This is a genomic window from Pelagibacterium flavum (assembly GCF_025854335.1).
GTDB classification, from domain to species: domain Bacteria; phylum Pseudomonadota; class Alphaproteobacteria; order Rhizobiales; family Devosiaceae; genus Pelagibacterium; species Pelagibacterium flavum.
Genome location: NZ_CP107716.1, coordinates 2,572,479 through 2,594,664 on the forward strand (window position 1 = coordinate 2,572,479; position 22,186 = coordinate 2,594,664).

Below are 22,186 nucleotides of genomic sequence, written 5' to 3' on the forward strand. Positions count from 1 at the left end.
CACGCACCATCATAGGCTGTGATTGGGAGAGCCTAGAGGCCGGCAGTTACAGCGTAGGCAATTCTGGCCAATCAGGGTCGGCCGGGTTGTCCGTGGTTTCCGGCAAGTCGCGCAGTGCCTGCCGATAATCAAGCCATGTTTGCGGCACGGGCTCTAATGTTTCCAAGTTGCGCAGAATAACCCAATCACTGCCCCTCAACCGCTGATCGCGCTCCTCCCGAAGCCGAGCGAGATGATCAATATTGGGCGCCTCATAATGCGGAATAGTGTTACCCATCGCCTCCCAATCCGCAATCAATTGACGATGACGGTTGCCTGGGTCGTCCGGAACTATTGACCGCCTCCCTTCTATAGACACATCAAACGATCCATCTTCTAATCTACTGTGGATTTCCATTTTCATATCTCCGCGTCGGCAGATAAACTGTTTATCGTTCCTGATGTCGTACCGGTGACGAATGCCGAGTAGCTAGTTCTGGTAATTCGCTCTTGATTGACGGTTCCGTTGGAGAAAACCTTAGTTATCGTTGGGGTAACACGTAACGTCACAGGGAAATCGATGGCATAGGTAAATGCTGTATTGTAATTCGATCCGAACTTGGTCCCATCGAGCGTGAAATAGTAACGCTGGCAAAGAGCCAGTTCTTGCTGAATGTGCCTTTCTGCGAACGGGTCATCCTCGCCTGTTGCATCGCCTTCAACCAGAGACGCACGAGAAAAATCAATCGTCCATGTGGTGTTCAGGGGAAGATCGATGCCATATTCAAGGAACCCGTCAGACCCCAATGTTTTTCCTGTAGCGCTCGGAATGTTGACGGTGTAGGTGAATTTCTGCCATGACGTTGTCAGAGACAGGCTGCTGGCCACCACTTGATTGACACCAAGGCCGTTCCCCGCGCCAAAATTCTGGATTACATGCAATCCTGGCAAGGTGAGCGCAGAACCTGACTTAAGGTAGATTGTGAAAGTTGCCGTCTTGCCCGCGAGTGTGCCAGGGTATTCAATCCTTTGAATCAGCTTGTTCGTGGTTTGACCGGATGGCGCAGAACCTTGGGACATCCGAAGGAAATAGAACGGATTTCCGGGAACGTCTGTTTGTCCTGATGTATGCAACTGCCGCGAGACAGTCGGGGCAGTCCCAGTCCCGTTCCAATCGTGGTACCAGCGATCGGTCACGTATCTCTGGAGCGACGTGCTATCGTTGTTTTCGTCCACGACGAAATCGCCGTTAATGATCTTGTTGCGGAACCCGGAAAGAATTCCAGCGCCTACGTTGGACAGGAACGTCCCGCGCTCGGTTACTGAGTCTATGTTGGCGCCATCCTTTGCCAGTCGGCTGGAGTCCACAATCTGGCGCCAGTTCCCGCCGCCTTCGGAAATGAAGGTCAAAATATCGCCAGCCGCCGTAACGAAGTTTTCACCCGATGCCAGAATAAGGCTTGTGGCGTTATGGGTGATCGTCAGAGCGCTGGCGAAGAGCAATGTTCGCTTTGTTCCTGCCCGCACCGTGCCGAAACTGGTAATAGTCGTCGTGCCGGTGACATTGAGAAATTCTTCAGCCTCTGCCCCTATATCGCACGTAGCCGCGCTGGCGATCGTGCCCTCGCTGGTCCATTGTGCGATCTGGGCCATCTCCTCACGGAACGCGTTGTTGACCGCAGGCGGCTTCATCACGTTTTCCGCAAGGGAAATGTCATTGAGGTCAAGATTGTTGGCCGCCGTGGTGTCCCACTGCGCAATATTGGCTTTGGTCATGGTCTGTCACGCCTTATAAAGAGTGCCGCCGGAGCGCTGGTAATTCTCGATCTTTTCGCGCATGGTGCGGCCCTCGACGCCGCGCAGGGCGTCCATGTTGGCGTCTCGAACCGATGCGTTGTAATTGCCCGACCCCATGCGGGGCTTTTGCGATTCCGTGAGGTAGCCTTGGGTTGAGCCAGAAGGCCCGACGCGCGTGGCGCTCACCGATCGGCCTTCGGGCCGGGACGTTGAGAAGGTCGGCGCAGGGCCGGCACGGCGGGAGAAGAAGCCGCCGAGGAAATCTCCGTTCAACTCTGCCGTTCGATCCGCAACGCCCTGCTTGAACTGCGGGATAACCCCTTCATCGCCGGGGAACAGTCCGCGCCCCAGCATTGCATTGAGCCCCATTCCGAGCAGTCCGCCATTGTTCTGGAAGTCGCCAAGGAACTGGCCGGCCGTTTCAACCGGGTTGCCGCCTGTCGTCTGGCCCGCATAGGTCGCCATGGGCGGGCGTTGAGGTGGCACCGGTGCCTGCGGAAGGTCTGCGACCTGAACGGGCGCTGTGGGCGGCGTGGACAGCCCTGCGGGGCGCATGGGAGGCACAGGAGCGCTCGCCACCTGAGTACCGCCCGGAAGGGGTGGAAGGTCCGCTATCGTTACCGTAGAGGACGGAACGGGGGTAATGGATGGCACGCCGGCAACAGAAGGTGTTGGCAGGTCATCGGGCCACGGGAACGGCACCGGCGGGTAGCCCTGCAAGCGCCTGGGATCAGAACGCGGCATGGGCGGGGCAACGCTGGCCGTTTCCTGCGGCTGGTATTGGTCAAAGATGGCATTGAACGGCGTCATGTCGGACGCCGGGTCCATCACGCCAGAGGTCAGCCTGTTGTTGAGGCTGCCAAGAACCTCATCGGAATAGGGCATTTGCGGCGTCGGGCGCACCGAACCACGCTGAGCCGGTGTGCCGGGGATATTGGGCAAATCGGGCACGTTGCGCCCACCACGGGCCGAAGGCGTCGACGGGCTGCTTTGCTCCATCCAGTTCTTCCATTCGTTCCAGAATGGCTGGGTGGGACTTGTGGCCTGTGGGTCGGGGCCGAACGTGTCGATTGCACGCTGGTTTATGTCCGCGTCGTTCAGCCGGGGCAGCATCGATGGCGGGATATAATCGACCATCGAATTGACGCCGGACGTGCGCGGGTCTTGCATTGGCAGCGGCGGCATGACCGGAGGCGCGGGCGTTGACGTTGGGGCATAGGCCGAGGCGGTCGGACGCTCCGGCGGCACAGGAGGAGCACCGGCAAGCGCGTTGGCAGCGGCCAGAGCCGATTGCGGTGCCTGCTGGGGCAGAAACACGTGATTGCCGATCTGGAGCCTGCCAGCCGGTCCCTGCTCGCTCCCGGCCCAATACGGATCACGACCGCCGGGCATGCCGCGCGGTGACCAGTAATGGGTTGCGCCACCTGTCGGGTCAGGAACGCCCTGCTCGAATACAGCCTCAACGGCTTGCATGGCTTGCTCGTAGCCTGCCGCGCCCGGCCCGAACCGTCCAGGATTATTCCCGCCTTCTCCGTTGTTCCACGCCGAATATTGCTGGGGCTGCAAGGCGACGGACACGGGGTCGCTGGGATAGCGGCCAGACCGTGCCCGGTTGTTGATCGAGTGCGCAACGGCAATCATGCCTTCGAGGCCTTCGCCTCCGGCTTCGCCTAGCAAAGTCTGGGCTAGGATGCGCTTTTGCTCATTGGTGAGGGCCATGGGTTCCCCAATAGAAAAGCCCCACCTTGCGGGCGGGGCGGAAAATGACTAATCTGCGCGGATGCTATGGAACCGGATGGCCGCAATGGCCGCTATTATTGCTTTGTGCGGGTGCTCATCATTGACACCCGAGCAGCGCATTGCGCAGGCCACGCAAAGCTGTGAATCCTACGGGTTTCAGGAGGGAACCACGGCGTTTTCTCAATGCATGATGCAGATGGACACGCTCGCTCAACAAAGAGCCGACTATGAGCGCGCCCAACTTAAGGCCAATCTGAACAATCTCGGCTCAGCAATGCAGAGAATGTCGCCTCCCACCCCTGTAACGTGTTCCACCAACACCACTTATAGCGGCGGCTACACGCCATATGATCGAAACATCTACAGCAGGGCGAACACGACCTGCCAATGAAACAGATCGACCTTGAGCCACACGAGCATTCCAGCAGCTATGAAATGAAACCGGAGAGCCGGTGGTTGTTCATATATTCTGTTGCGTTTGCGTTGGTAATGGCAGCTATCGCCGGTTTCTTCGCCCCCGCCACATGGGCGATGTTCGTGAGCGGGGCTATGGTCGCCGGTTCAGCCGTGGCGTGCTTCCCGAAATTCTTGCTTACCAAGATCCGCCGCTGACAGCTTCGCCAACGCGCCCGCCGAGAAGCGGCGCCATGGGCAGCGTGCCGCGCTGCAAGAGGCCCGGAGGCGGAAGCGGCAAAGGCGGCGCCCCAGCTGTTCCTGTCCGTACGGCCTGCTGCAATGCCTGAGCCCCGCCAATCGTGGGCCTGTCTGCCAGTTTCCGGGCAACCATGCCAGCACCCACCGGGATAGCCATCAATGGATTCGCGGCTGTAGCGCCCACGCCAAGAGCGGCCATGAGCCCGTTCCCGCTGGGCGACAATTTGCCAACCAGCCGAAGAAACCCCTGCATCGAGCCATTGCCCTCTACAATCTTGCGCATGGCGGCGCGTTCGGCTTCCGTGAAAGCCCTGATCTGGGATTTGTTGAGAAGAATGCGCTTGATCGACTGGCGAATGGCATTGTCGATATTGCCGCCCGATCCAGAAGACGCCGCATTGAGGTTGGCGCGGTCGAGGGCGTCGGCCAGCAATTCCGATTTGCGCAGTATCTGGTGCGCCTGCCGGGCCTGTCCCATAACCCCGCTCCCGCCGGATGAATCAATCAAATCATCAATGGCATCGATCATCATGCGCCCGAAATACCCGTCGGCCTTGGTGCCGGAGTCGATGACATCGCGGCGGATGACTTGGCGCAGCTGGTCAAGCTGGGTAAGCGTCATTGGCCCCTGGCGGGTATTCAGGCGCTCCAGCATGCGAACCGCTGCCTTGTGTGCGCCATCCGGGGCGGCGTCTATGCCTTCCTGACCGACGCGACGGTAAATGTCGTTGAAAAGGTCATCGACCTGCTGCGGCGTGAAGCGAAAGCCTGATTGGTCAACGCGATTGTATGCAGCGTCACGAGCGCGGTAAAGATCATCAATCTCGGGCATGACTGCACCGGTGCGCTGAAACAGCCCACGGAAGCCTTGCGCAATGGCTGGGATGGCCGCGCCGACTGCCCCGCCCGTGGCACCCCCGAAAAGAGCGCCGGAACCACGACTATCCTCATCGGCAGCACCAGCGCCATAGACCGCGCCCTGCCCCGATCCCACTGCCGCCCCCCAGCCCATCCGGGGCAGCAAAGACGCACCGCGCCCGGCCAACTGTCCTCCGGCCGCTATGCCGGTCGGAATGGCCCCGGCCACCTCACTGGCAAACGCCCCAACTGGGTTCTGCCTGCGCTCCTGATCGACCAGCGCCCGGCTTTCATCAACCGTGCGGCGGTATGTGTCGCCAAAGTCCGCACCCTGTAGGGCAGCTATGCCGCCCTGCACAAGACCACGCGCCTCGTCGCCCCAGCCAAACGTTGCGCCTTGCACGAACGTATCGAGGGGGCTGCTATCGGTGCCGACCGTGTGCGTGCCGGAATCGACAATCTGGTTCTTGATTGCATCGCGCTCAGCAACTGACATCGAAAAATATTCCGACACAGGAATTTGGCGACCACCAACATTGATTGTTGGTGCGCTGGGCGTGCCGACTTGCGACGTGGGCGCCGATGGCTGAGCAGGAGCCTGTTGCTGCTGCGCGCCCCACTCCTGCGCACCCCGCAAGGCCTCTGCCTCGTTTGGCGCCTCAATGCGCAGTGTGCGCCCGTCAGGCGTGCCGATCTTATAAATGGGCATTATTCAACCCCAAGGATTGTGTAGCCGCCGGATGCGGAGGAAGACGTGCCGCCGCCTTGACCGCCCATGATCTCGCGGGCCAATGGGTCATCCGGGCTAACGCCGAAATGAACGATCTGCATATAGACTTCACGCAGGCGCTCAAGATTACGCTGGAGTTGGGGCAAATCCTGTGACAGTTCGAGGTTGCCGAGTGTGGCTTGCAACAACCTGTTTTCAAACTCGGACACCGCGCCAAGCGCGCCGCCGGTCGGGCTTGCCTCGCGCATCTGCTGCAACCGATCAAACCCGACATTGGCGCGGATCGTATCGGTCAATTGCTTTGTATTGAACGCCGGGAACCCTGGGATACCCTGAGTAAGCGCCGCGCCGGGTCCGGTGTTCATCATCGGGTTGCTGGTAATATTCCCCAGAACGCGGTCGATGTCCTCGATCACGATGTCGGAATAGGTCTGGCTGAGGAAGTCCTTCATGCGCGCCTGTTCGGCGGCCTGCTGCTGCTCAAGCTCTTGCGGGCTGCCAGCCGCCGGAGTCATTTCACGTGCGCCGCCCGGAGCAAGTCGAACGTCCATGTTTGTCGAGGGAGCGCCAGAAATCGGAACCTGCGGGCCAGAGAACTGCCCGGCATTTGGGTCAAACGTGCCGTAACCGCCGCCGAGATTTACACTGGAGAAATTGTCAGGCCGCGCAACGACCTTCCATCCTTCGGGGACGCCGGGCAGCAACTCGCCATTAACGAGAATTCCGCCGCCGCTCGACATTTGGGCCGCGTGCTGATTGCCGTCTGGGTCGGTCATGAAAACCGGCGTTTGGCTAAACGATGAAGAACCGCCGCCACTTGCCCGGCCCATTTCTGCCGTGGCAAGCTGAAAGCCTTGCGCGGGAGGCAGATTGGCGTATTGCGGGTAATTTGCCTTGAGCCATTCCATCGTCTGGTTGCGCTCGGCAGTCTGCTGCTGCAACTGCTGCTGCGCCTGCGCCCGTTCTTCCATCAGGAGGGCTTGTGCCGTGTCCTGCTGGCGTCCGGTTTGCAAGCCCTGCGCCGCGCCCGCCATGCGTTCCTTGGCAGTGCCGTGGCCGATCATGCCAGTGCCGAAATTGATAATCGCATTGCGGCGCGGATTGAGCCATCCGGCGAAACCGGAATCGCCCTGCCCCATCATGTCGAGAAGGCCGTTGCGAGGCTGCAAGGGAGTGGGAGTAACCATTTATCCGCTCCTTACAAGAACGTTCCGGCACCGGCGATACCGAGGCCGAGCCAATCGAACAGTCCGGGCTGCTGTTCAGGCTGTGGTCCGGAGGCTTGTGCGCCCAACAGCCCCTGATATTTCGCAAGGTGCTGATAGGCGGGATCGCTGGTGCGCTGGAATAGTTCGTAATCGGCAAGGCGTTTGGCTTGCGCATCGGCGTCCTGCGCCTGACCAACGCCAAGGATGGTCTGCGCTGGAGCGAGTGACGCCTGATACATGCCGGGCAGCGCCGCTGCCGCTCCCATCGAATTTACCACGCCCTGTTGCCTCTGGCCTTCAATGGCCCCAAGAGCACGCTCCTGCCGAGCGATATCGTTTTGATAGTTCTGGTAATCCAGCGCCCCAAGAGAGTCCGTCAGGCGATCTGTGGCAGTGTTGATGTGCGAGCCGCCACCGAAACGCCCAGAGGATGTAAACTGCGACCCAACACCGGATAACACGTCATCCTGTAGCCTGCTTCGCATAGCGGCGAACCCTGGCGCAGCCTCGCCCATCCGATTGCCTTGCGCGACATCCATGAGCGTGTTTTCGGTGAGCGACGGCCCAGCACCGATCAGGCCCTGAGCATAGTCTATCCCGCCGTCCATGAAGCCTTGGTTCTGGCGAGCCGCATCGAGCAACCCACCCATGCCCTGATTGGTGGTAGAGCCCATGCCGGTATAGAGGCTTTTGCCATAGGTCGCCGTTGGCCCCTGCTTGTAGGCGCGGGCCATGTCTGATCCAAGCATGTTGTTGAAGCCTTCGGCGTCGAACTTGCTTGCCGAGCCGCCGTCCCAGCTATAGCCGCCTCGCGACCCGCTGGTCGAGCCTTTGTTGCCACCACCCATTATGTCAAAACCTTCCTTAATGAATAGCCGCCGCCTTCACGGTCGCTAACGTCCCATCCGAGCGCTTTCCACGCCCTGCCGCCGCCCTGCACTTCCGTGCAGCCCAGCCGCCTTGCTTCTGCCTCTATGGCCTCTGCAAACTGTCTGATTGCCCGGTATCGGGCCTTTGGGCCGCCCTCGATCGAGCCAGCCACGTAATTGACGTACAAAGCCGTTCCGGTTTCACCATCGCAGCGAGACAGGCAGACGATCCCGTCCGCCCCGTCGCTAACCTTGAGGCAAAGCAATTCGCCATCCAGAATGGCCTTGAGAACCCCGGCAATCGTTGCGCCGGGGTGTTGCCGGATGGCAGGAGCGAGCAGGACCCCGATCCGGCCCCAATCGGCCCGAACCGCTTCCGGCTCCATGATTTCGACTTGCATCTACCTTACCAGGCTACCCGCGCCGCGCCCGGCAATGCCAAGGGCTGCATAGGTCACGAAGATATCGATATCGCCCGACGCGTCAGAACTGGTTGCGCGCAGTGTCTCGCCATTGTCAAGAATGAACACGTCATCGTACGTCACGCTGCCTTTGGCCGTCATGGCAGCGGCATTGCGCTTGAACCAGGTCGTGGTGCCGTCCGTGACATCAATGGTCAGGTTGGGCGTGCCGCCTTGTGTTTCTGTGGCATCGATACTCAGAATGGTAACGCGACCGGTGTCGGCATCAACCAATGTGGTTGCTGTATTGCCGGTTAGTTTGACCTTGGCCGTGATGACCGAGCCAACGGGGAACGTAAAGCTCATCGCACACCCCCTGCGCTTGCACCGATATGGTCAATGCCTTTGACGTATTCCCATTCTTCGTCTTGAGCGTTGGCCCAGCGGAACGCGACGTTTTTGCCACGCCCCCTAAGCGGGACACGCCCCGATGGCTTGACTGAAGATGCCGCTTTCCATGTCAGCGCGTCAGACAGTTTATCGGACACCCCGAGCGCCACCGTGCAATTGGCGGCGTCTGTCAGCGGCGTGCAGGAAGTGAGAAGCCCGGAAACAGGACTGTTCGCCGTCCTGCTCTGAATGAGCGGCGCCAGCGCCCCGGCCGAGAACGTCGCGAATTTCAGGTCTGCATTGATCGCGGCAAAGAGCGGCGCGCCACCAGCCCAGAACCGGCTATCGAGCGGAATGTCGATGCTATCGAGCGCGCCGAAGCCGTCCATGGAATCGAGCGTGTAGCCCGGCGTTGCGATGCGGCTTAGGTAGCTCGTGTTGACCTTGGCCGTAACCCAGCGGTCGAACTCCCACGAATATCCAATCATGTCCTCGAAGATGACCGATTCACCAATGGTTGTTGACGGGAACCGCCACCAAACCATCTTGCGGCTTGGATCAACCGACCCCTGCACCTCGCTCAATCGCGAGATTTCCACGTTATCGAAGAACCACTGGTCAACCTTGCCAGAGCCGATAGGTGCCAGCCCGTTCATGGAGAACTTCCAGAACCCATTGGAGGCCAGGAAGTAGCAAACGCCATCGAACGATACGACAGATCGTTCACCGACCGCTCCGCGACCGTCCGCGATGCTTTGCAGTGAAAATGTTGCACCGCCCCCGGCGTTGCCGAACTGCATTAACCGCATGGCGTCGGCCTGGAACACGACTGCGGCGTTGTTCTTGAGGCTCACGCCGCAAATCAACTCTTGGCCATCATCAAGCGGCTGATAATCAGCGCCCTTTGTCTTCCAGTTAGTGTGGTCGCCAAAGGCGGATGTCCGGATCAGCCGGTTATTGCGCGTGCCGGAGTTGTCCAGCGTATCCAGCCCAACAACAACGTTGGCACACGAAAACACTGAACGCGGCGCGCCAGCATCAGCGATTGCAGAAACCGACCCACCAAGCTCCACGTTGTAAGCTTTCAGTCCGTCAGTTGTGTTGGTCGCCAGAAGCTGATCGCCGAAATGAACGGCGGACCAGTCATCGCCAGCCGTGCAACTCAACCCCGATGCAGTTTCAACCCAAGTGTAATCGGCCTGCATCTCCTGGATGGTTGTTTCGGTGAAGCCAAACACCTGATAGGCGCCATTGCGCTGCACAAGCGAGATTAAACCTCGCGGGTTTGCTGGCAGTGCGGCAGCGCTCGCGGCGGCAACGAGCCTTTGCATTGGCCCATAGCCCTCGATCAGAGGCAAGACGTTCTGCGCCGTCATCACAACGCCGGGCGCTGTTTCCTTGGCGTCAGGAGCAAGGGGGCCGAAGGGGAACTGCATCTATCTGCTCACGGCGTCGGCATATCGAGGACAACGGAAGCCGTCGCAAACTGCGCCACGTCGCTCTGTATTCCCACGAGGTCGAGGTATTGCAGGGCTTGCGCCTTCCATGTCGCGGCTTCCGAGAAATTCTTCTGGAACGCTTCCGCCGCGCTTAGGCACATGGCCAGATAAGCCATCGGGGCCAACGTAATCAGCCAATTGGTGGCGTTGGAACTGGTCAGCCCTGAGAGGGCCACTTCCATCTCTGCGATGAAGTCGTCTTCTGCCACCGGGGAAACCTTCAAGGTCGTTCCCTTGATGGCGTAGTATTCTGGCAAGCCGGAGAGCGCGTAAGGGTTGAGCGCTTCCAGCGTTCGCCAGTCGGTAGGGATCAATGGCGCCGAACCGGAATAGTCACGCTTGATCGACACCATGGACCGGAAGCCAGCGGGCAAGGTCGCTTCGCCGCTGCTATTTGTTGTGAGCGTGTTCTGCTCGATCCTGCGATATGAGCGCAGGATGAGGTTGAACTCCGATTCCGCCAGCCCGATAAACTGGTCCTTTTGCGCATCGGTATAGTCGCGCTCCGACCAATCATCGATGGCCGCGATCAGCGTTGTGTAGTTGGTAATCGCGGTCATCAGAGTTTCCCGTTTCGGGTGCGGAAGGGCTGATTTTCTTCCCGCTCAAGCCACCATTTGGCGTGTTCGGTGTCGCCCTGCTGCAATTGCGGAACGATGTCGGCAAAGAACTTGTTGAGCGGCACGCGGCCCACATGAACCATGGGCAGATTGCCGCCCTTGTCGCTGCCCATGCCAGACGTGAAGCGCCGCCCGTCACGCTCGTTGCGCTCCTCAGCGTTGAGTGCCAGCAAAGCCTCCTCGGCCAGAAACTCCCGCTTTTGCACGGTGATCTCCTGGCCGGTCGCGGGGTGCGTGCCATGGCCCACATAGGTCCGATAGGTGTCGGTCTGCTCGACCAGCGTCCACCGGACGTTCTTGCAGTCCTCGGCTGTGAGCTTAATCGTCAAAGCCGCGCTCTGCGATTCCGAGGTCACGGGCGCGGCGGGCTTCCTCAACGGGAAGCTTAATGGTGGTGCCTGCCCAGACTTTGCGTTCAAACCCGACGCCGGGCATCGGCGGCGGCGCCATCTCGCCTGTCACGAATTCAGCCGGCGACTTGACAATGATCTGACCTGATGCGTTCTTCTCGGTCACTTCCTTGCGGTGATGGCCGACAATTTCGAACTTCCCCATCGGGACATAATTCCGCTTGAGGATCATCGACACCAGACCTGAATCTTTTGGGGCGCCCGCCTTGCCATCGTTGTCGTTGCGGGCCATCGTGATCTTGCGCTTGAGAACGGGCACGTCCCACTCGTCGTTGACATCGATGCCAAGCGACCGGGCTTCGGCCTGTAGCTGTTCTTTCTCGTTGGGGGCGTCGTTTGACACAGGTCCAACTCCTTATGGTTGCGGATACAGAAAAGCCCCGCCCGTGGGCGAGGCTCGTGGTTACACTCATCGGTTAATGAGAGGGTTAGGAAACAGCCGCCGAGAACGGGGTTGCCTCAACGCCGGTCGAAACCAGACCGCCACGAACAGCCCATACACCGGACGAGACATCGATCAGCTCAACATACGAGCCCTTGACGCCGCCGGTTGTGGAGCCGTTCATGGTGATGGTGTCGGAATCGGCCGCCGTGGGGGCGACAGTGCCGCCAATGTCGGTCGAGACCGCCAACGTGCCCTGCATGATGTCAGTGGCGTTGGCCGTCTGGATGATCAGGCTGTTTGACGTGATGGTCGTGCCGCAAAAGACACGGAACAAGGTGCCCTTGCCATCTGACGCCGGGAGCGTAATGGTGCACCCGGCGGCACGATTGATAGTCACGAGACCTTCGCCATGCGTTTCCTTGTCAAGGGTCAGCGTGGAAGCCGTGACGTTGATGGGCTGGAGAGCGTAAGCCATTGTCTGGTACTCCTTAGCTCGAAGCCGTCATGCCAAAGAGGTCCGCAGCAACGCCGTGGGCCGCCTCGTTATTGACGAGCAGGGTGTATTCGGTCACCAGCACGCGCTTTTCCGCATCCCCGGTCTTGGCGGGCTTTTCGATCGAGATATCATCGAAAACGCCGAGGCCGACCATCTTGGGGTCAAGGAGGAAGCCGTTGCGGGCAATGGTTGCTCCGGCACGCGCCATCTGACGGTTCGGAACGATCGAAATCATGCCGAAGTCGGACAGGTACATGTCGGCGGCGGCCACAATGGTCGCCTGATTGTTGCCCTGGAGAGGCTTGCGCAGCGGGACAACGTTGGAATCCGACATGAAGGTCGAGTAAACCGTCTTCACATACGGGGAGCACATGAACACGGTCGGGTTACCGCCCGCGTTGTAAGTGCTCAGGATAGTGCTGTCCAAGATGGCCTTGGTGAAGGCCCGCTGGGTGCCGTTGGTCGCTGCATCAACAACGCCGGTGCTCGAATTGAAGCCGCCCGAAGAGCCGCCCGAACCCATGGTGTCATTGGTCGAGAGCCAAGCGCGAAGGGCGCCGGCTTTGCGGTTGGTTGCACCATTGCCTGTGCCGGCCGTGGAGGCCTGATTGGACAGGAGAATGACTTCCATGTCCGTGCGCAGTTCGACACCCTTCTTGGCGACTTCGCGGGCCAGTTCGGACTTGCGCCCGGCCTTGGAAGTCTTGTCCTGGGTGCGCGAGATGATGATGCGCTTGTCCGAAATCTGGGTATAGTTCCCGACTCGGGTGGTCGGCGTAATGGCCTGGAAGCTCCAGTCATTGCCTTCCGGCTGGTTGTTGTCGGTATCGGGCGAAGCGAGCGTGTCAGTCTGCCACTCAGGGTGGGTCGAAGACACGGACTTGCGTCCGATCAGCGAAACAAAGGGGGTTTCTTCCGGGGTGATCTGGTAAATCTTGTCTGCCAGCTCTTCCCGGTTGCCTACGGCGTCGTAGGTCTCAAAGGTATTGGCTACCTGTGCCATTGGGTGAACTCCTAGAGATCAAAGGACATGAGCGCTTCAACGCCAGCGTTGAAATCGCCCGATTTGCGAAGCCGCTCTGCCTTTTGCTGCTGTTCACGGGATTGTCTGGCCTTGGGATTGGTGCGCTGCTGGGCCTTGGGAAGCTTGGGCTTCTGTTCGACCTGCTTTTTGGCCTCGGGGGCCTTGGCCTTGAGCCTGCGATACGCCAGGGCGTCATTCAGGATCTTGATCTGCCGATGGTCCGCAATGGAGCGAATGTCGTCCATGGCGAGGCCATAGAACTGCTCGGCATCCCCTGCCAGTTTCTGCCAGAACTCCGGCTTCTTGCTGTCGGGCACGACCTTCTGCAACTCTTCGACTTCGGCCTTGAGACGGGCTTCATACTGAGCCTTGGTCTCGGTTTCGCGCTTCTGCTGTTCCGCCTTCTTTTCCTGCTCAAACCGTTGATAGGCCTGAGCATGCTCATTGTAGGCGTTCAGCTTGTGGAGATAGTCCATATAGCCGACAGGATCGGTGTTTGGGTCTCCAGAGAACTCGGGCTTTTTCGGCCCATAGGTCTCACCATACCAAGCCAGCCAGTCGCGAGCTTCCGCAAGCTGCTGGGCAAAGCCATCCCATTCGGACTTCTGAGCATGAAACTCTTCAGTTTCCTTGGCCAACTCAGTCGTCTTCTTGGTGTAATCGCGCTGAAACAGGTTGTTGCGCTTGAGTTCGGCAACGGTGATCGTCGTTCCGTCATCGAGCTTGACCTTGGCGTTGTCCGCCGCAAATCGTCCGCCCGCATATTCGGTTTCGTCCGAGCCGTCTTCGTCCTCGGCATCTTCCTCGTCTTCAACGTCTTCCGAGTCTTCATCCTCGGCGTCGTCGTCATCGGTTTCGGGATCTTCGCCGTCATCCTCTACGTCTTCGCCTTGGTCTTCGGCTTCTGTGTCCTGATCATCATCGGAGAGGTCCACATCGGGGTCTTCAATGAGGTCAGCGATTTCACCCACGCTGTCGTCAAACGAGCGCGGGGCGTCAGAGACAGGCCCCGTGGCTTCGGGGAGATTGTCTTCATCCATGATAAAGGTCCATCTAAGGGCTGTGCCGCCTCGCGGCGGGGTTTAACGGGGCCGGGATCGCTAGGCGGTCGGCCCGTTCGGATCAACGCCGCCGTCCATCTCGCCAGTGGCAAGTATGGCGGCTTCGAGAAGATCACGAACCTCTTGGAGGCATGCAGCAATAGACTGCAGCCTCATAATTTCCTTGGTGTCGGACGGGTCAACCGTTCCGAGCCCGACAAGCGCATCAAGCCTTACCTGCTGAAAGGCAGCGGCAAGAACGTCGTCATTGAGCAAACGGTGCGCCTCTTTGGCGTAGTGTTCCCTTTGGTCGGTCATCCCGGCTCACCTCCCATGCGTACCGATGACGTGCCGCCGGAGTCTGACGCCGCCGCGCTCATCTGGCCCAGCTCACGCTTGAGGGCGAGTTCTGCCATGGCCACTTCACGCTTGAGCGCCAATTCAGCCGACAACTGTTCGCGCTTGAGCTGCATTTCCGCCTCAAGCTGCGCATATTTGTACTGGAACTCGCGCTCGGCCTGCTGTTGGTCGAACACCATTTCCTGCTGCTTGATCTGGGCGTCGGCCTGCGCCTCTGCCATCTTGCGTTCGGTTTCAGGGTCTGGCTTCTGCGCCGCTTCGGCTGCCATGCGTTTAAGCTCGGCAACCTTTTCCTCTGCATATTCGGGATAGTAGGCTTCGGGGTTCTTGAGCCCCGCGCTTTCCGCGATCTTGACCATCGTGTTCAGTATCTTGGGCAGCATGTCGATGGCGTCTTCCATCGCGCCCGATGCCTGAAAGCGATCGGCAAGCATCAACTGGCTTTGCAGCACGCCTTGGAGCATCGCCATATCGCGGTCGCGCGAGCCGGTGCCCAAACCAACATTGACCGTCACGTCCATGTCGGCGTTCCAGACGCGAGGGTCTATCTCCACGAACTTGTCGCGCAGGCGGATGACGCGGGCCCGGTCTTGGTTCTTAACCACGATCTTGAGCATCTGCCGAAACACGCGCGTCCACCCGAGTTCCGCCATGTTACGCGCGATCAACTCGATCTGTGAATATCCAGCGTCCTTCTGGTTCTGATTGGCCGTCGCTGTCTGGTTCTGCAGTGTTTCCGGGTCCAGAGCCATGGTGGTGCGAGAAACGCCCGTGCGCTTGGCCGTCACCTCGTCCATGTATTCGAGCGCAGTAAACGCCTTGTCTGCCACGAAAGGCACCGCATGCGATACGATCGGCGCGGCGCCCTTCTTCTTCCAGATCGTGCCGCCAAACTTGGGGTTGACCAGAATGTCGGGGTTTTCGACACTCCCTGCCTCGACTTCCCGCATGGGCAGGTTGGAAGCATAGAGGTTATCAATGCCCTGGCGCAGCAGCACGGTCTTGACGCGCTGAATGTCCATGGTCCGGTCGGACAGGCCATCGGCTTCCTGACGGTGCGGAACCGGATAGCAGGGGATCAGCGAATAGGGGATTTCATCATCCCACACTTCGGCTGAAAGCACTTCACCCGCGCCTGACGCGCCAGCGTACCAGACCTGCAACAGCTCTGCCACGCCATCGCCGTCAACGTCAGCCTTCATGTAGCATTCGTAGAGGTCGATAAGCTGCTGAGATTTCAGGTTGTCGGTACGAACGCGGAACTCGTCATTGCGCGCAAGCTCTTCTTCGCTTGACATCATCATCGAGTCCGCCGGCAGGCCCTCAACCACTTCACGGTCGAAGCCCATTTCGATCAGATCGGAACGGGTTCTGTCGTCGTGCAGGTAGGCCACGAACCGCGCATCTTCGATCTCGGTTGCCTCGGGGTCGAGAAACAGGTTCTCGGGCTTGCCGGACTCAACGCAAAGCTTGCCCTTGCGCTTGATGCGCTCGATCTTGATGTCATAGGTCTCGATCGGCACCGCAACTTCCTGCCCCGTCGCCGGATCGGTCATGATCGTGGTGTCGAGATATTCGTTCTTGCGCTGGGCAAGGATATTGACGCCCTCTTCCTCCATGAGCATGGCGATTTGCTCTTCGGATATCCCCGAGTGCATCGACGTTGTGGTGATCGGCGTGGGATCCCAATAATGCCGCACAACGCCATCGCCATTGACCAGACTGTCATGGGTCGTGTTGTAAAGGGTGCGATAACCCTTGTTGTCCTTGAAGAAGATGTAATTGATGTAGTCTGTCGCCTGACGCGCACCCTCTTCGTCGCCGGGGTTTTCCGCCTCGAACATTGCCATGTGATCGCTGGCGGTAAACACGCGGATGACGCCGGGCAAAATCCAGCCCACGGCGTCGGACAGATCGCGCGACACCATCTGCGACCCATTGGGCCGAGGTGGAACGTCATTCATCTCGCCGCGCATGTACTCCATGGCCTTGGCGCGCTTGTCCGACAGTTCCGTGTCGGCATAGCGCTTGGCAGACCGCAACTCACTATCGACCGCTGCCGAAAGGTTGCTGCCCTCGATGTCGTCAATGTCGATGGCCATTAAACAACCCAATTCGTTTCGATCTGCGGCATGTCTGTGCTGGTCGGTTCCGTGTAGTGGATGCACATAAGACCGAAGGCATCGGCGGCGTGGCTGGACCAGTCATGGTCCGGGCCAAGCCCAATGTCTCGATCGTCCTTAGACCGCTTTTCGTGATACCAACCGAGCGCCAGCCTGCCCGGTTCTGTCGTCTTCTCGTTGAACGTCACGCGAGGAAACATGCGCCTTGCCGTCTCGATACGCATAGACGCTGCGCCAGGGCCTTGATTGCCGACGACTTCGCACTCAAACCCCGCGTCCTCGATCGCGCTTTGATACGTCGCGTCTCGGATCTTCTCATGGCTTGCGCCATCATGAGGCAGGACACAGTAAGCGTCGTCATAGCCCCGGCGCCTTAGCCAAGCCAAATGCGTCGAGAGCGGTTGGCCCTGCGCCTCGTAATAGTCAACGACCCTGATTTCCTTGCCGATGAATTGGCAGACCCAGATAGCGGTGTGGTCGGCTTTTGCCCCGGTGCCGCCGATGTCCCAATAGGCCCTGACGCCCATGATAGGATCGAGCGGGTAACCGCCGATCCGTCCGTGCTCTTTGGCAGCAAGCAAAGAGGATGCGTAATAAGCCCCCTCCATAACGGTGACAAAGCCGCCTTCCCAGATATGGTCGTACTGCTCTGGGCGCTCGATCAGATCACGCTGCCGTTGGCGCTCAAGAATGGCTGGGAACTTAGGGTTGTCCCGAAAGTTGATCTCAACGATCTTGTAGCGCGGGTCTGCGCTGTTCCTGAACCGCTTGTGGGTTGCGCTCTTCTTGCTCTCCGGGTTCCACGACACCCAAAGTTCCGAGTCCACTTCGCGAAGCGTCGGAATGAGCTTGGTCCACGCTTCGTCCGTGACCGGCTCAGCCTCATCAACCCATGCCAGCAATATGCGCGCCTGAGACTTCACGCTGTCGATGTTGCGATCAAGGCCCATGAACGTGTAATAAACGTCGCCCGGCAGGCCAATCGTTCTGATGTAGGTCTCGCCAATCTCGAAGTGCGAGGCCAGCCAAGGCTCCTCTTTGATCGCCTGCTTGATTTCCTCAAGTGAGGAATCGGCCAGCGTCTTCATGAACTGTCTGGCGCATAGGATCTGGCCAGACCTCCCAGCCGATGCCCACATGTAAGCGCGAACAGCGCTCATCTTGGCAAACGATCTCGTCTTGCCAGAACCGCGCCCGCCGTATGCGCCCCTTACGTCAGCCTCGCCATCAAAGACAGGAATCAGCTTGGGTGGGAGCGCAATCCTAGCTGTCGCCGTCATCTGTCAGCGCTACGAGCTCAACACGAGCGATCTTGACCGGGCCACCACCCTCCCCCGTCACCTGCAACGGAAGGAGCTTTGGATAGACTTGAGCCCAGAAAGCCTTTTCGTTCTGCGCGTCGGCCCTAGCCCATGCGACAAGACGCTCGACACCGCCAAGACGCTCTGCTGCTTCGGCAATAACCGCCTTGGCTTCTGATGTAACCTTGTTGCGGCTACCTTTGGGGCGACCGGGACCAGCTTTGCCGCTACCCGGTTTTTTGCCCGTTATTTTATTGGTCATGATTGGCAGGCCCTTGTGGGGAGATTGCCTCGACTTAGAGGAAAGTTTCCTGTTGGCGCGGTCAGTTCAATGTGGGGGCGTGAATATCGCCGGATTCGATCAACTGGCCCTCTATATGGCCGAAGGCTTGAAGGGCGCTGAGCTGGGCGAGTGCGTCTTCAAGGTCCGTGGCCACGATGTAGGCCGTGCGTGTTCCACCCTCATAGGGGTAGTCGATCATGAAGGTGGAGGGCTCGGGGTCTAGGTCGTGGCGCATTGTGGGGCTCCACATAGAAAAGCCCGCTGGCGTGATACCGGCGGGCGGGAATTGGGTGGCTTTGGACACAAAGCAGGCGGGCGCGATTTCCAGTATCGCTGGGGGCCCCGGGTCTCGGCTCGATGGCTGACCTCGGATCGGGCGCTCGTCCGTTAACCGCAAACTAGGTGATTTGCGGCCTCGGTTCAAGCCGCTTCTTGCTTTTCCTCACCTTTGCCCGATGCGAGGATTGCGCCGATCTGACGGGCGCGTTCGCCAGCCACGGTTATGACCCTAGGGCGATCCTTCGAGGCCTTGGCCTTGAGAGACAGCGGGGAGCGGATAACGCCCCTGCCCTGCACATTGACAAGCGCAGCGGTGCGCGGGACTTCCTGCCCCTTGTGCATTACCATCTGCTTTTCAAGAACGAGCTGCCCGTCCAACTGGTGAGAGCGATAGTCCAGCCATTCCTTGGTCGCAGTCTCAATCCTGCGCGGCCTGTTGTCCGTCGAAAGAACGCCGTTGACCAGATGCAGGGACATGACATGGTACCAGTCTGGGGCGCTCGGGAATCCGACGAAAACGACGCCCGGGAGTGACGGCCGCGCCACCTCGATCTTGCTCTTGGCGTATTTGTTTTTCTTCTGGAATGCCAGGTTCACAGGGATGAAGGTCTGCCACCCGCGCTTTCCAAAGATGTAGCCCGCGACAAGCTCTTTCTGGCGCACCACGTCGAGCGCGTACCAGTGAAGCTCATCGTCGTCAAAATGCCTTGCCATGATTACCTGCCCCTTCGGAATAGATGGTGTTATGCTGGCTCGTAAGTCGCCGCAAAAATGTCCGGTTTGCATGGGTAAAATTCACCTTGCACGCCCTTGATGACCCAGTCACCCGGCCTGGCTAAATGGTCGCCTTCCAATGTTGGGATTACGAGACCGCTTTCTTTGCCGCCGCGCCACTTCCAGCCCTGTGTCGGAGCGCCGATCCGACTTAAACCCTCCTCCGTCGCCAGCATAGATTCCGCGCTGATAACCGGGTTTCCGGAAAAGCAGCCCGGATGAACTTGGACCGCATCGATCACAACTGGCCTTTTCCTGAATTTCGCCATCTCTCTCGCTCCTATTGCTTGAGGGCGCGGGCGGCACGAGCAGCCTTTAGCGCCACGACTTGGTCTGACGGTGATTTGGCGTCCAGAATGGCATCGAGAAGGGCCACTGCTTCGGCCTGACGCTCTATGAGGTCGGCGGCTTCCGAGCAGTCCACGCCTATCGTTCGGATAGTGACGCCAATTCTGTCCCGCGCGTACGACGCATCGGTGCGCAGCCGCTCCACCAGTTCCCTGCTCTCGCTCATGTGTCTGCCTCGTGGTGCGCGGCGTTGTATGCAATCTGGCAGGCCTGAGCGATCCGGAGGGCTGTGATTTCGCTCCAGACCGCACGAGTGTAGCCGTACCAAGCCGAAGCTCCGTTTGGCTCAACGTAGGCGTCTGACCATTTCCACATAACGACCCATTTCCAGCCATGTGGCTTGACGAAATAAATTCTTCGGCGCTCAGCCATTTGGCATCTCTCCGTTCATTCTCGCCACCATGAAGGCTTTGAAATCGTCTGCGTGATTGATGAGGAACGACAGAACATCTATCGTTGCCTCAAGGCTGCGAAGCTCGATCTTGGCGAACTCTGCCTCTCGGCTGTTGCCCTTGGCTCTCACCTGCGTTTGAGCGGCAATGCCTTTGATGGTCCCGATCTGGGTGCCGAGTGATACAGGCTCCGTCATGCGAGGCTCCACAGCTTGATCCCGTTGCGCATGCACAGGTACAAAACCTCGATACGAGCAGCGCCCATCTGCTCAGCGATTTCCGAGGCCGAAGCCCGCTTCATGGCCCTGCGCTCAACTTCCCAGACATCGGCAAGTGTCCAGCGGCGGTTGAGATGCCAGTCGGCAGGCTTTAAGGCGTTGATGGGAATGCCTGGGAGATTCATGCTATGTCTCTATCCCCGTCGAAATCGCCCGCTGCGAGCCGTTTCAAGTCCTTTCCGATCCGCTGGCGCTTTTCGTCGCTCACCGGCGGCGGCAGTTCGAGCTTGCGGGCCTCATTCAATTCCAGCTTGGGAATGAACCAGCCCAAGATTCCGTCGCGGGTTTTGACCGGCGGCGTTCCGCCGCGCTTCATGGCGACTTTCTGCCAGTCGTCCGAATTGACCGCGACAAACTCATGGCTATCGAGATGGTCCTGCCAGCGAAGCCGATCCTGTTGGCGCTGGCACTCGGCAGCCAACTCCGGCGCGGACGGCGCAAACCCGTTGTTACGGCCCTTCACGTCGCCCTTGATGAACGCCTTGCAAGCCGACTGGACGGCGTTGAGGTCAAAGTCCTCGATGCTCATCATGTAGGCCGGCACGGCGTCAGCGCTGATGCTCGATTGTGAGGACGGGAAGGCCTGGAGCATCAAACCAATCGCCCTGCTCGCCTGTGCTATTTCCTGCTTGTCCATCGATTACATCTCCGAATGCTGTGAAGTGCTGCCCGCCCTTGAGTTGCGGGGGTTGAGGGGAGCCGCGAGGCTGGAACGCCCGATTTTCGACCCACTCCGGCTCGATGCTCTGCCAACCCTTTTCGATCATCAGGTCGGCGGCGGCGTTCGGGTCCGGGCATCGTGCCAGCTTGGCCGCCAGTTGCCGCGCCGCCTTGGGCGTCATCGGTTTTTTGATCCGGTTGCGATGGTCGATCACGTCCTGAGCGTGTTCGGCGTCGAGGACTGCCAGAAGTTCGCTTCGAGGGGTCGCCTTCGCGGGCGTGGTACGAACCCCCGAAGGGGGTGAGTTTTTAGGGTTATTTTCTTTAGGGGGTGTGGGGGAGGTTTCTTTATCAGGGGTATTTTGTTCCGCGTCCGTCACGCCTTGTCCATAAATGTCCGCGTGACCTAGCGTGACATTCTCGCGCTGACGGCGCTTGCGGGCCGCGTCCATCTCGCGTTTGCGAGTTATGCGAGCATCTTCGCTTTGCGCGTCCGCCTTCACGGCCGCAACAATTTGCTCTGCCGTGCAGCCAGCCGCAACCATAGCGTCGAGCACTTCCGGCTTGATCATGCGGCTCCCCTCCTGCGAAGGCGTCGCGTGAGCTTTCGCATTTCAGCCCTAGACATGCGGGGAAGGCAAGCAACCTCAACAGGTGCAGACGAAATCCGTGCCTCAACGTCGCCCACGATGGAGATCAACGCGTCCATTTCAGATCGGATGGCCGTCAGATCGACATCAGGGCTGCGCAAGCGCTCAATCTCTTGCGCCATGCAGTTGAAGGCATCGATGTATTTAACCTTCCACTCGGTCGCCCTGGCGCCCGTGAAGCCCATCACGACAAGCGAGAACCCGTCTCGTGTTAGTCGGTATGCTCGGTATTTCCGGCCTTTCGGGTCTTGATAATCAATCGGCGTAAAATTGCGCCGATCAAATTCAGGGCCGCATTCGTCGCGAACCCGATCAATGACGCGAAGCACGTCCTTATGAGCCTTGGCGAAATTCTCGGCTATATCGTATGAAAAGCAGGATGGCTCACCATCCGTCAAATGCACCGGAACAATCTCTCGCTCGGGCTCTAAGGTCTCGATTAGACCATTTGCGGCAATCTCGCGCCTGATCAGGGCTCGCTCATTGAGGGGGGCGCGCCAATCGCTCGGTGTGGCCGCAACGACATGCAGGTGTTCATAGTCGCGACCATAGCGGATATGGACATGCTTGCCGCCGGTTTCGACGTTGTAGGGTATGCCGTGGCTATCCAATTCGGTGCGCACGGCGTCAAGGCAAGG

30 protein-coding genes are annotated in these 22,186 nt (G+C 59.3%); 2 read left to right on the forward strand and 28 right to left on the reverse strand.

Annotated features, from left to right (window positions below; genetic code table 11):
• Positions 1–46: 46 nt before the first annotated feature.
• The 3 genes from OF122_RS12910 to OF122_RS12920 are packed head-to-tail and all read right to left on the reverse strand — an operon-like array spanning position 47 to position 3,495.
• The gene (locus OF122_RS12910; protein ID WP_264224622.1) at positions 47–397 is read right to left on the reverse strand and encodes a tail fiber assembly protein; all 351 of its coding nucleotides are present in this window, start codon (positions 395–397) and stop codon (positions 47–49) included.
• 2 nt (positions 398–399) lie between these two features.
• A complete protein-coding gene (locus OF122_RS12915; RefSeq protein ID WP_264224623.1) occupies positions 400–1,755 on the reverse strand; it encodes a hypothetical protein in 1,356 nt (451 codons plus the stop codon).
• Between the two features lie 6 nt (positions 1,756–1,761).
• Positions 1,762–3,495, reverse strand: coding sequence for a cell wall hydrolase (locus OF122_RS12920; RefSeq protein WP_264224624.1), 1,734 nt, complete (start codon positions 3,493–3,495; stop codon positions 1,762–1,764).
• A gap of 85 nt (positions 3,496–3,580) precedes the next feature.
• Here OF122_RS12920 and OF122_RS12925 point away from each other — a divergent pair, with 85 nt between their 5' ends.
• Complete coding sequence (locus OF122_RS12925) at positions 3,581–3,907, forward strand: hypothetical protein (protein ID WP_264224625.1); 327 nt, start codon at positions 3,581–3,583, stop codon at positions 3,905–3,907.
• Positions 3,904–4,128: a hypothetical protein gene (locus tag OF122_RS12930; protein WP_264224626.1), complete on the forward strand. Its 225-nt coding sequence runs from the start codon at positions 3,904–3,906 to the stop codon at positions 4,126–4,128. The genes OF122_RS12925 and OF122_RS12930 overlap by 4 nt, the downstream gene beginning before the upstream one ends.
• Here the strand turns inward: OF122_RS12930 and OF122_RS12935 are convergent.
• From OF122_RS12935 to OF122_RS13055, 25 genes are all read right to left on the reverse strand, one after another.
• Positions 4,109–5,737 carry a hypothetical protein gene (locus OF122_RS12935; protein ID WP_264224627.1) on the reverse strand — a complete coding sequence of 543 codons (1,629 nt, stop codon included), beginning with the start codon at positions 5,735–5,737 and terminating at the stop codon, positions 4,109–4,111. The genes OF122_RS12930 and OF122_RS12935 overlap by 20 nt on opposite strands.
• Positions 5,737–6,792 (reverse strand): hypothetical protein, encoded by a 1,056-nt coding sequence (locus OF122_RS12940; RefSeq protein WP_264224628.1) that lies wholly within the window; start codon positions 6,790–6,792, stop codon positions 5,737–5,739. The genes OF122_RS12935 and OF122_RS12940 overlap by 1 nt, the downstream gene beginning before the upstream one ends.
• A gap of 164 nt (positions 6,793–6,956) precedes the next feature.
• The gene (locus OF122_RS12945) at positions 6,957–7,814 is read right to left on the reverse strand and encodes an FUSC family protein (RefSeq protein ID WP_264224629.1); all 858 of its coding nucleotides are present in this window, start codon (positions 7,812–7,814) and stop codon (positions 6,957–6,959) included.
• Positions 7,814–8,236: a hypothetical protein gene (locus OF122_RS12950; RefSeq protein WP_264224630.1), complete on the reverse strand. Its 423-nt coding sequence runs from the start codon at positions 8,234–8,236 to the stop codon at positions 7,814–7,816. Before OF122_RS12950 ends, OF122_RS12945 begins: the two co-directional genes overlap by 1 nt.
• A complete protein-coding gene (locus OF122_RS12955; RefSeq protein ID WP_264224631.1) occupies positions 8,237–8,602 on the reverse strand; it encodes a hypothetical protein in 366 nt (121 codons plus the stop codon).
• Positions 8,599–10,062 (reverse strand): hypothetical protein, encoded by a 1,464-nt coding sequence (locus tag OF122_RS12960; RefSeq protein ID WP_264224632.1) that lies wholly within the window; start codon positions 10,060–10,062, stop codon positions 8,599–8,601. Before OF122_RS12960 ends, OF122_RS12955 begins: the two co-directional genes overlap by 4 nt.
• Positions 10,063–10,070: 8 nt before the next feature.
• Positions 10,071–10,685, reverse strand: coding sequence for a phage adaptor protein (locus tag OF122_RS12965; protein WP_264224633.1), 615 nt, complete (start codon positions 10,683–10,685; stop codon positions 10,071–10,073).
• Entirely contained in the window at positions 10,685–11,074 is a 390-nt protein-coding gene (locus OF122_RS12970) for a hypothetical protein (protein WP_264224634.1), read from the reverse strand. The genes OF122_RS12965 and OF122_RS12970 overlap by 1 nt, the downstream gene beginning before the upstream one ends.
• Entirely contained in the window at positions 11,064–11,498 is a 435-nt protein-coding gene (locus OF122_RS12975) for a hypothetical protein (RefSeq protein ID WP_264224635.1), read from the reverse strand. Before OF122_RS12975 ends, OF122_RS12970 begins: the two co-directional genes overlap by 11 nt.
• Positions 11,499–11,583: 85 nt before the next feature.
• The gene (locus tag OF122_RS12980) at positions 11,584–12,015 is read right to left on the reverse strand and encodes a hypothetical protein (RefSeq protein ID WP_264224636.1); all 432 of its coding nucleotides are present in this window, start codon (positions 12,013–12,015) and stop codon (positions 11,584–11,586) included.
• Between the two features lie 13 nt (positions 12,016–12,028).
• Positions 12,029–13,039 (reverse strand): DUF5309 domain-containing protein, encoded by a 1,011-nt coding sequence (locus OF122_RS12985; protein WP_264224637.1) that lies wholly within the window; start codon positions 13,037–13,039, stop codon positions 12,029–12,031.
• Between the two features lie 11 nt (positions 13,040–13,050).
• Positions 13,051–14,100, reverse strand: a complete 1,050-nt coding sequence (locus OF122_RS12990) for a hypothetical protein (RefSeq protein ID WP_264224638.1) — start codon at positions 14,098–14,100, stop codon at positions 13,051–13,053.
• 60 nt (positions 14,101–14,160) lie between these two features.
• Positions 14,161–14,418, reverse strand: coding sequence for a hypothetical protein (locus OF122_RS12995; protein WP_264224639.1), 258 nt, complete (start codon positions 14,416–14,418; stop codon positions 14,161–14,163).
• Positions 14,415–16,562: a portal protein gene (locus tag OF122_RS13000; RefSeq protein ID WP_264224640.1), complete on the reverse strand. Its 2,148-nt coding sequence runs from the start codon at positions 16,560–16,562 to the stop codon at positions 14,415–14,417. The genes OF122_RS12995 and OF122_RS13000 overlap by 4 nt, the downstream gene beginning before the upstream one ends.
• Positions 16,562–17,863: a PBSX family phage terminase large subunit gene (locus OF122_RS13005; protein WP_264224641.1), complete on the reverse strand. Its 1,302-nt coding sequence runs from the start codon at positions 17,861–17,863 to the stop codon at positions 16,562–16,564. The genes OF122_RS13000 and OF122_RS13005 overlap by 1 nt, the downstream gene beginning before the upstream one ends.
• Entirely contained in the window at positions 17,847–18,146 is a 300-nt protein-coding gene (locus OF122_RS13010) for a hypothetical protein (protein ID WP_264224642.1), read from the reverse strand. Before OF122_RS13010 ends, OF122_RS13005 begins: the two co-directional genes overlap by 17 nt.
• 61 nt (positions 18,147–18,207) lie before the next feature.
• Positions 18,208–18,402: a hypothetical protein gene (locus OF122_RS13015; RefSeq protein ID WP_264224643.1), complete on the reverse strand. Its 195-nt coding sequence runs from the start codon at positions 18,400–18,402 to the stop codon at positions 18,208–18,210.
• Positions 18,403–18,587: 185 nt separating this feature from the next.
• Entirely contained in the window at positions 18,588–19,160 is a 573-nt protein-coding gene (locus OF122_RS13020; RefSeq protein ID WP_264224644.1) for a transcription termination/antitermination NusG family protein, read from the reverse strand.
• 29 nt (positions 19,161–19,189) lie between these two features.
• Entirely contained in the window at positions 19,190–19,489 is a 300-nt protein-coding gene (locus OF122_RS13025) for a hypothetical protein (protein WP_264224645.1), read from the reverse strand.
• 11 nt (positions 19,490–19,500) lie between these two features.
• Positions 19,501–19,734, reverse strand: coding sequence for a hypothetical protein (locus OF122_RS13030; RefSeq protein ID WP_264224646.1), 234 nt, complete (start codon positions 19,732–19,734; stop codon positions 19,501–19,503).
• A gap of 198 nt (positions 19,735–19,932) precedes the next feature.
• Complete coding sequence (locus tag OF122_RS13035) at positions 19,933–20,157, reverse strand: hypothetical protein (RefSeq protein WP_264224647.1); 225 nt, start codon at positions 20,155–20,157, stop codon at positions 19,933–19,935.
• Entirely contained in the window at positions 20,154–20,363 is a 210-nt protein-coding gene (locus OF122_RS13040; protein WP_264224648.1) for a hypothetical protein, read from the reverse strand. Before OF122_RS13040 ends, OF122_RS13035 begins: the two co-directional genes overlap by 4 nt.
• The gene (locus OF122_RS13045) at positions 20,360–20,830 is read right to left on the reverse strand and encodes a hypothetical protein (RefSeq protein ID WP_264224649.1); all 471 of its coding nucleotides are present in this window, start codon (positions 20,828–20,830) and stop codon (positions 20,360–20,362) included. Before OF122_RS13045 ends, OF122_RS13040 begins: the two co-directional genes overlap by 4 nt.
• Positions 20,787–21,470, reverse strand: a complete 684-nt coding sequence (locus tag OF122_RS13050; protein ID WP_264224650.1) for a hypothetical protein — start codon at positions 21,468–21,470, stop codon at positions 20,787–20,789. The genes OF122_RS13045 and OF122_RS13050 overlap by 44 nt, the downstream gene beginning before the upstream one ends.
• Positions 21,467–22,171 (reverse strand): Rha family transcriptional regulator, encoded by a 705-nt coding sequence (locus OF122_RS13055; RefSeq protein ID WP_264224651.1) that lies wholly within the window; start codon positions 22,169–22,171, stop codon positions 21,467–21,469. The genes OF122_RS13050 and OF122_RS13055 overlap by 4 nt, the downstream gene beginning before the upstream one ends.
• Positions 22,172–22,186: the final 15 nt, after the last annotated feature.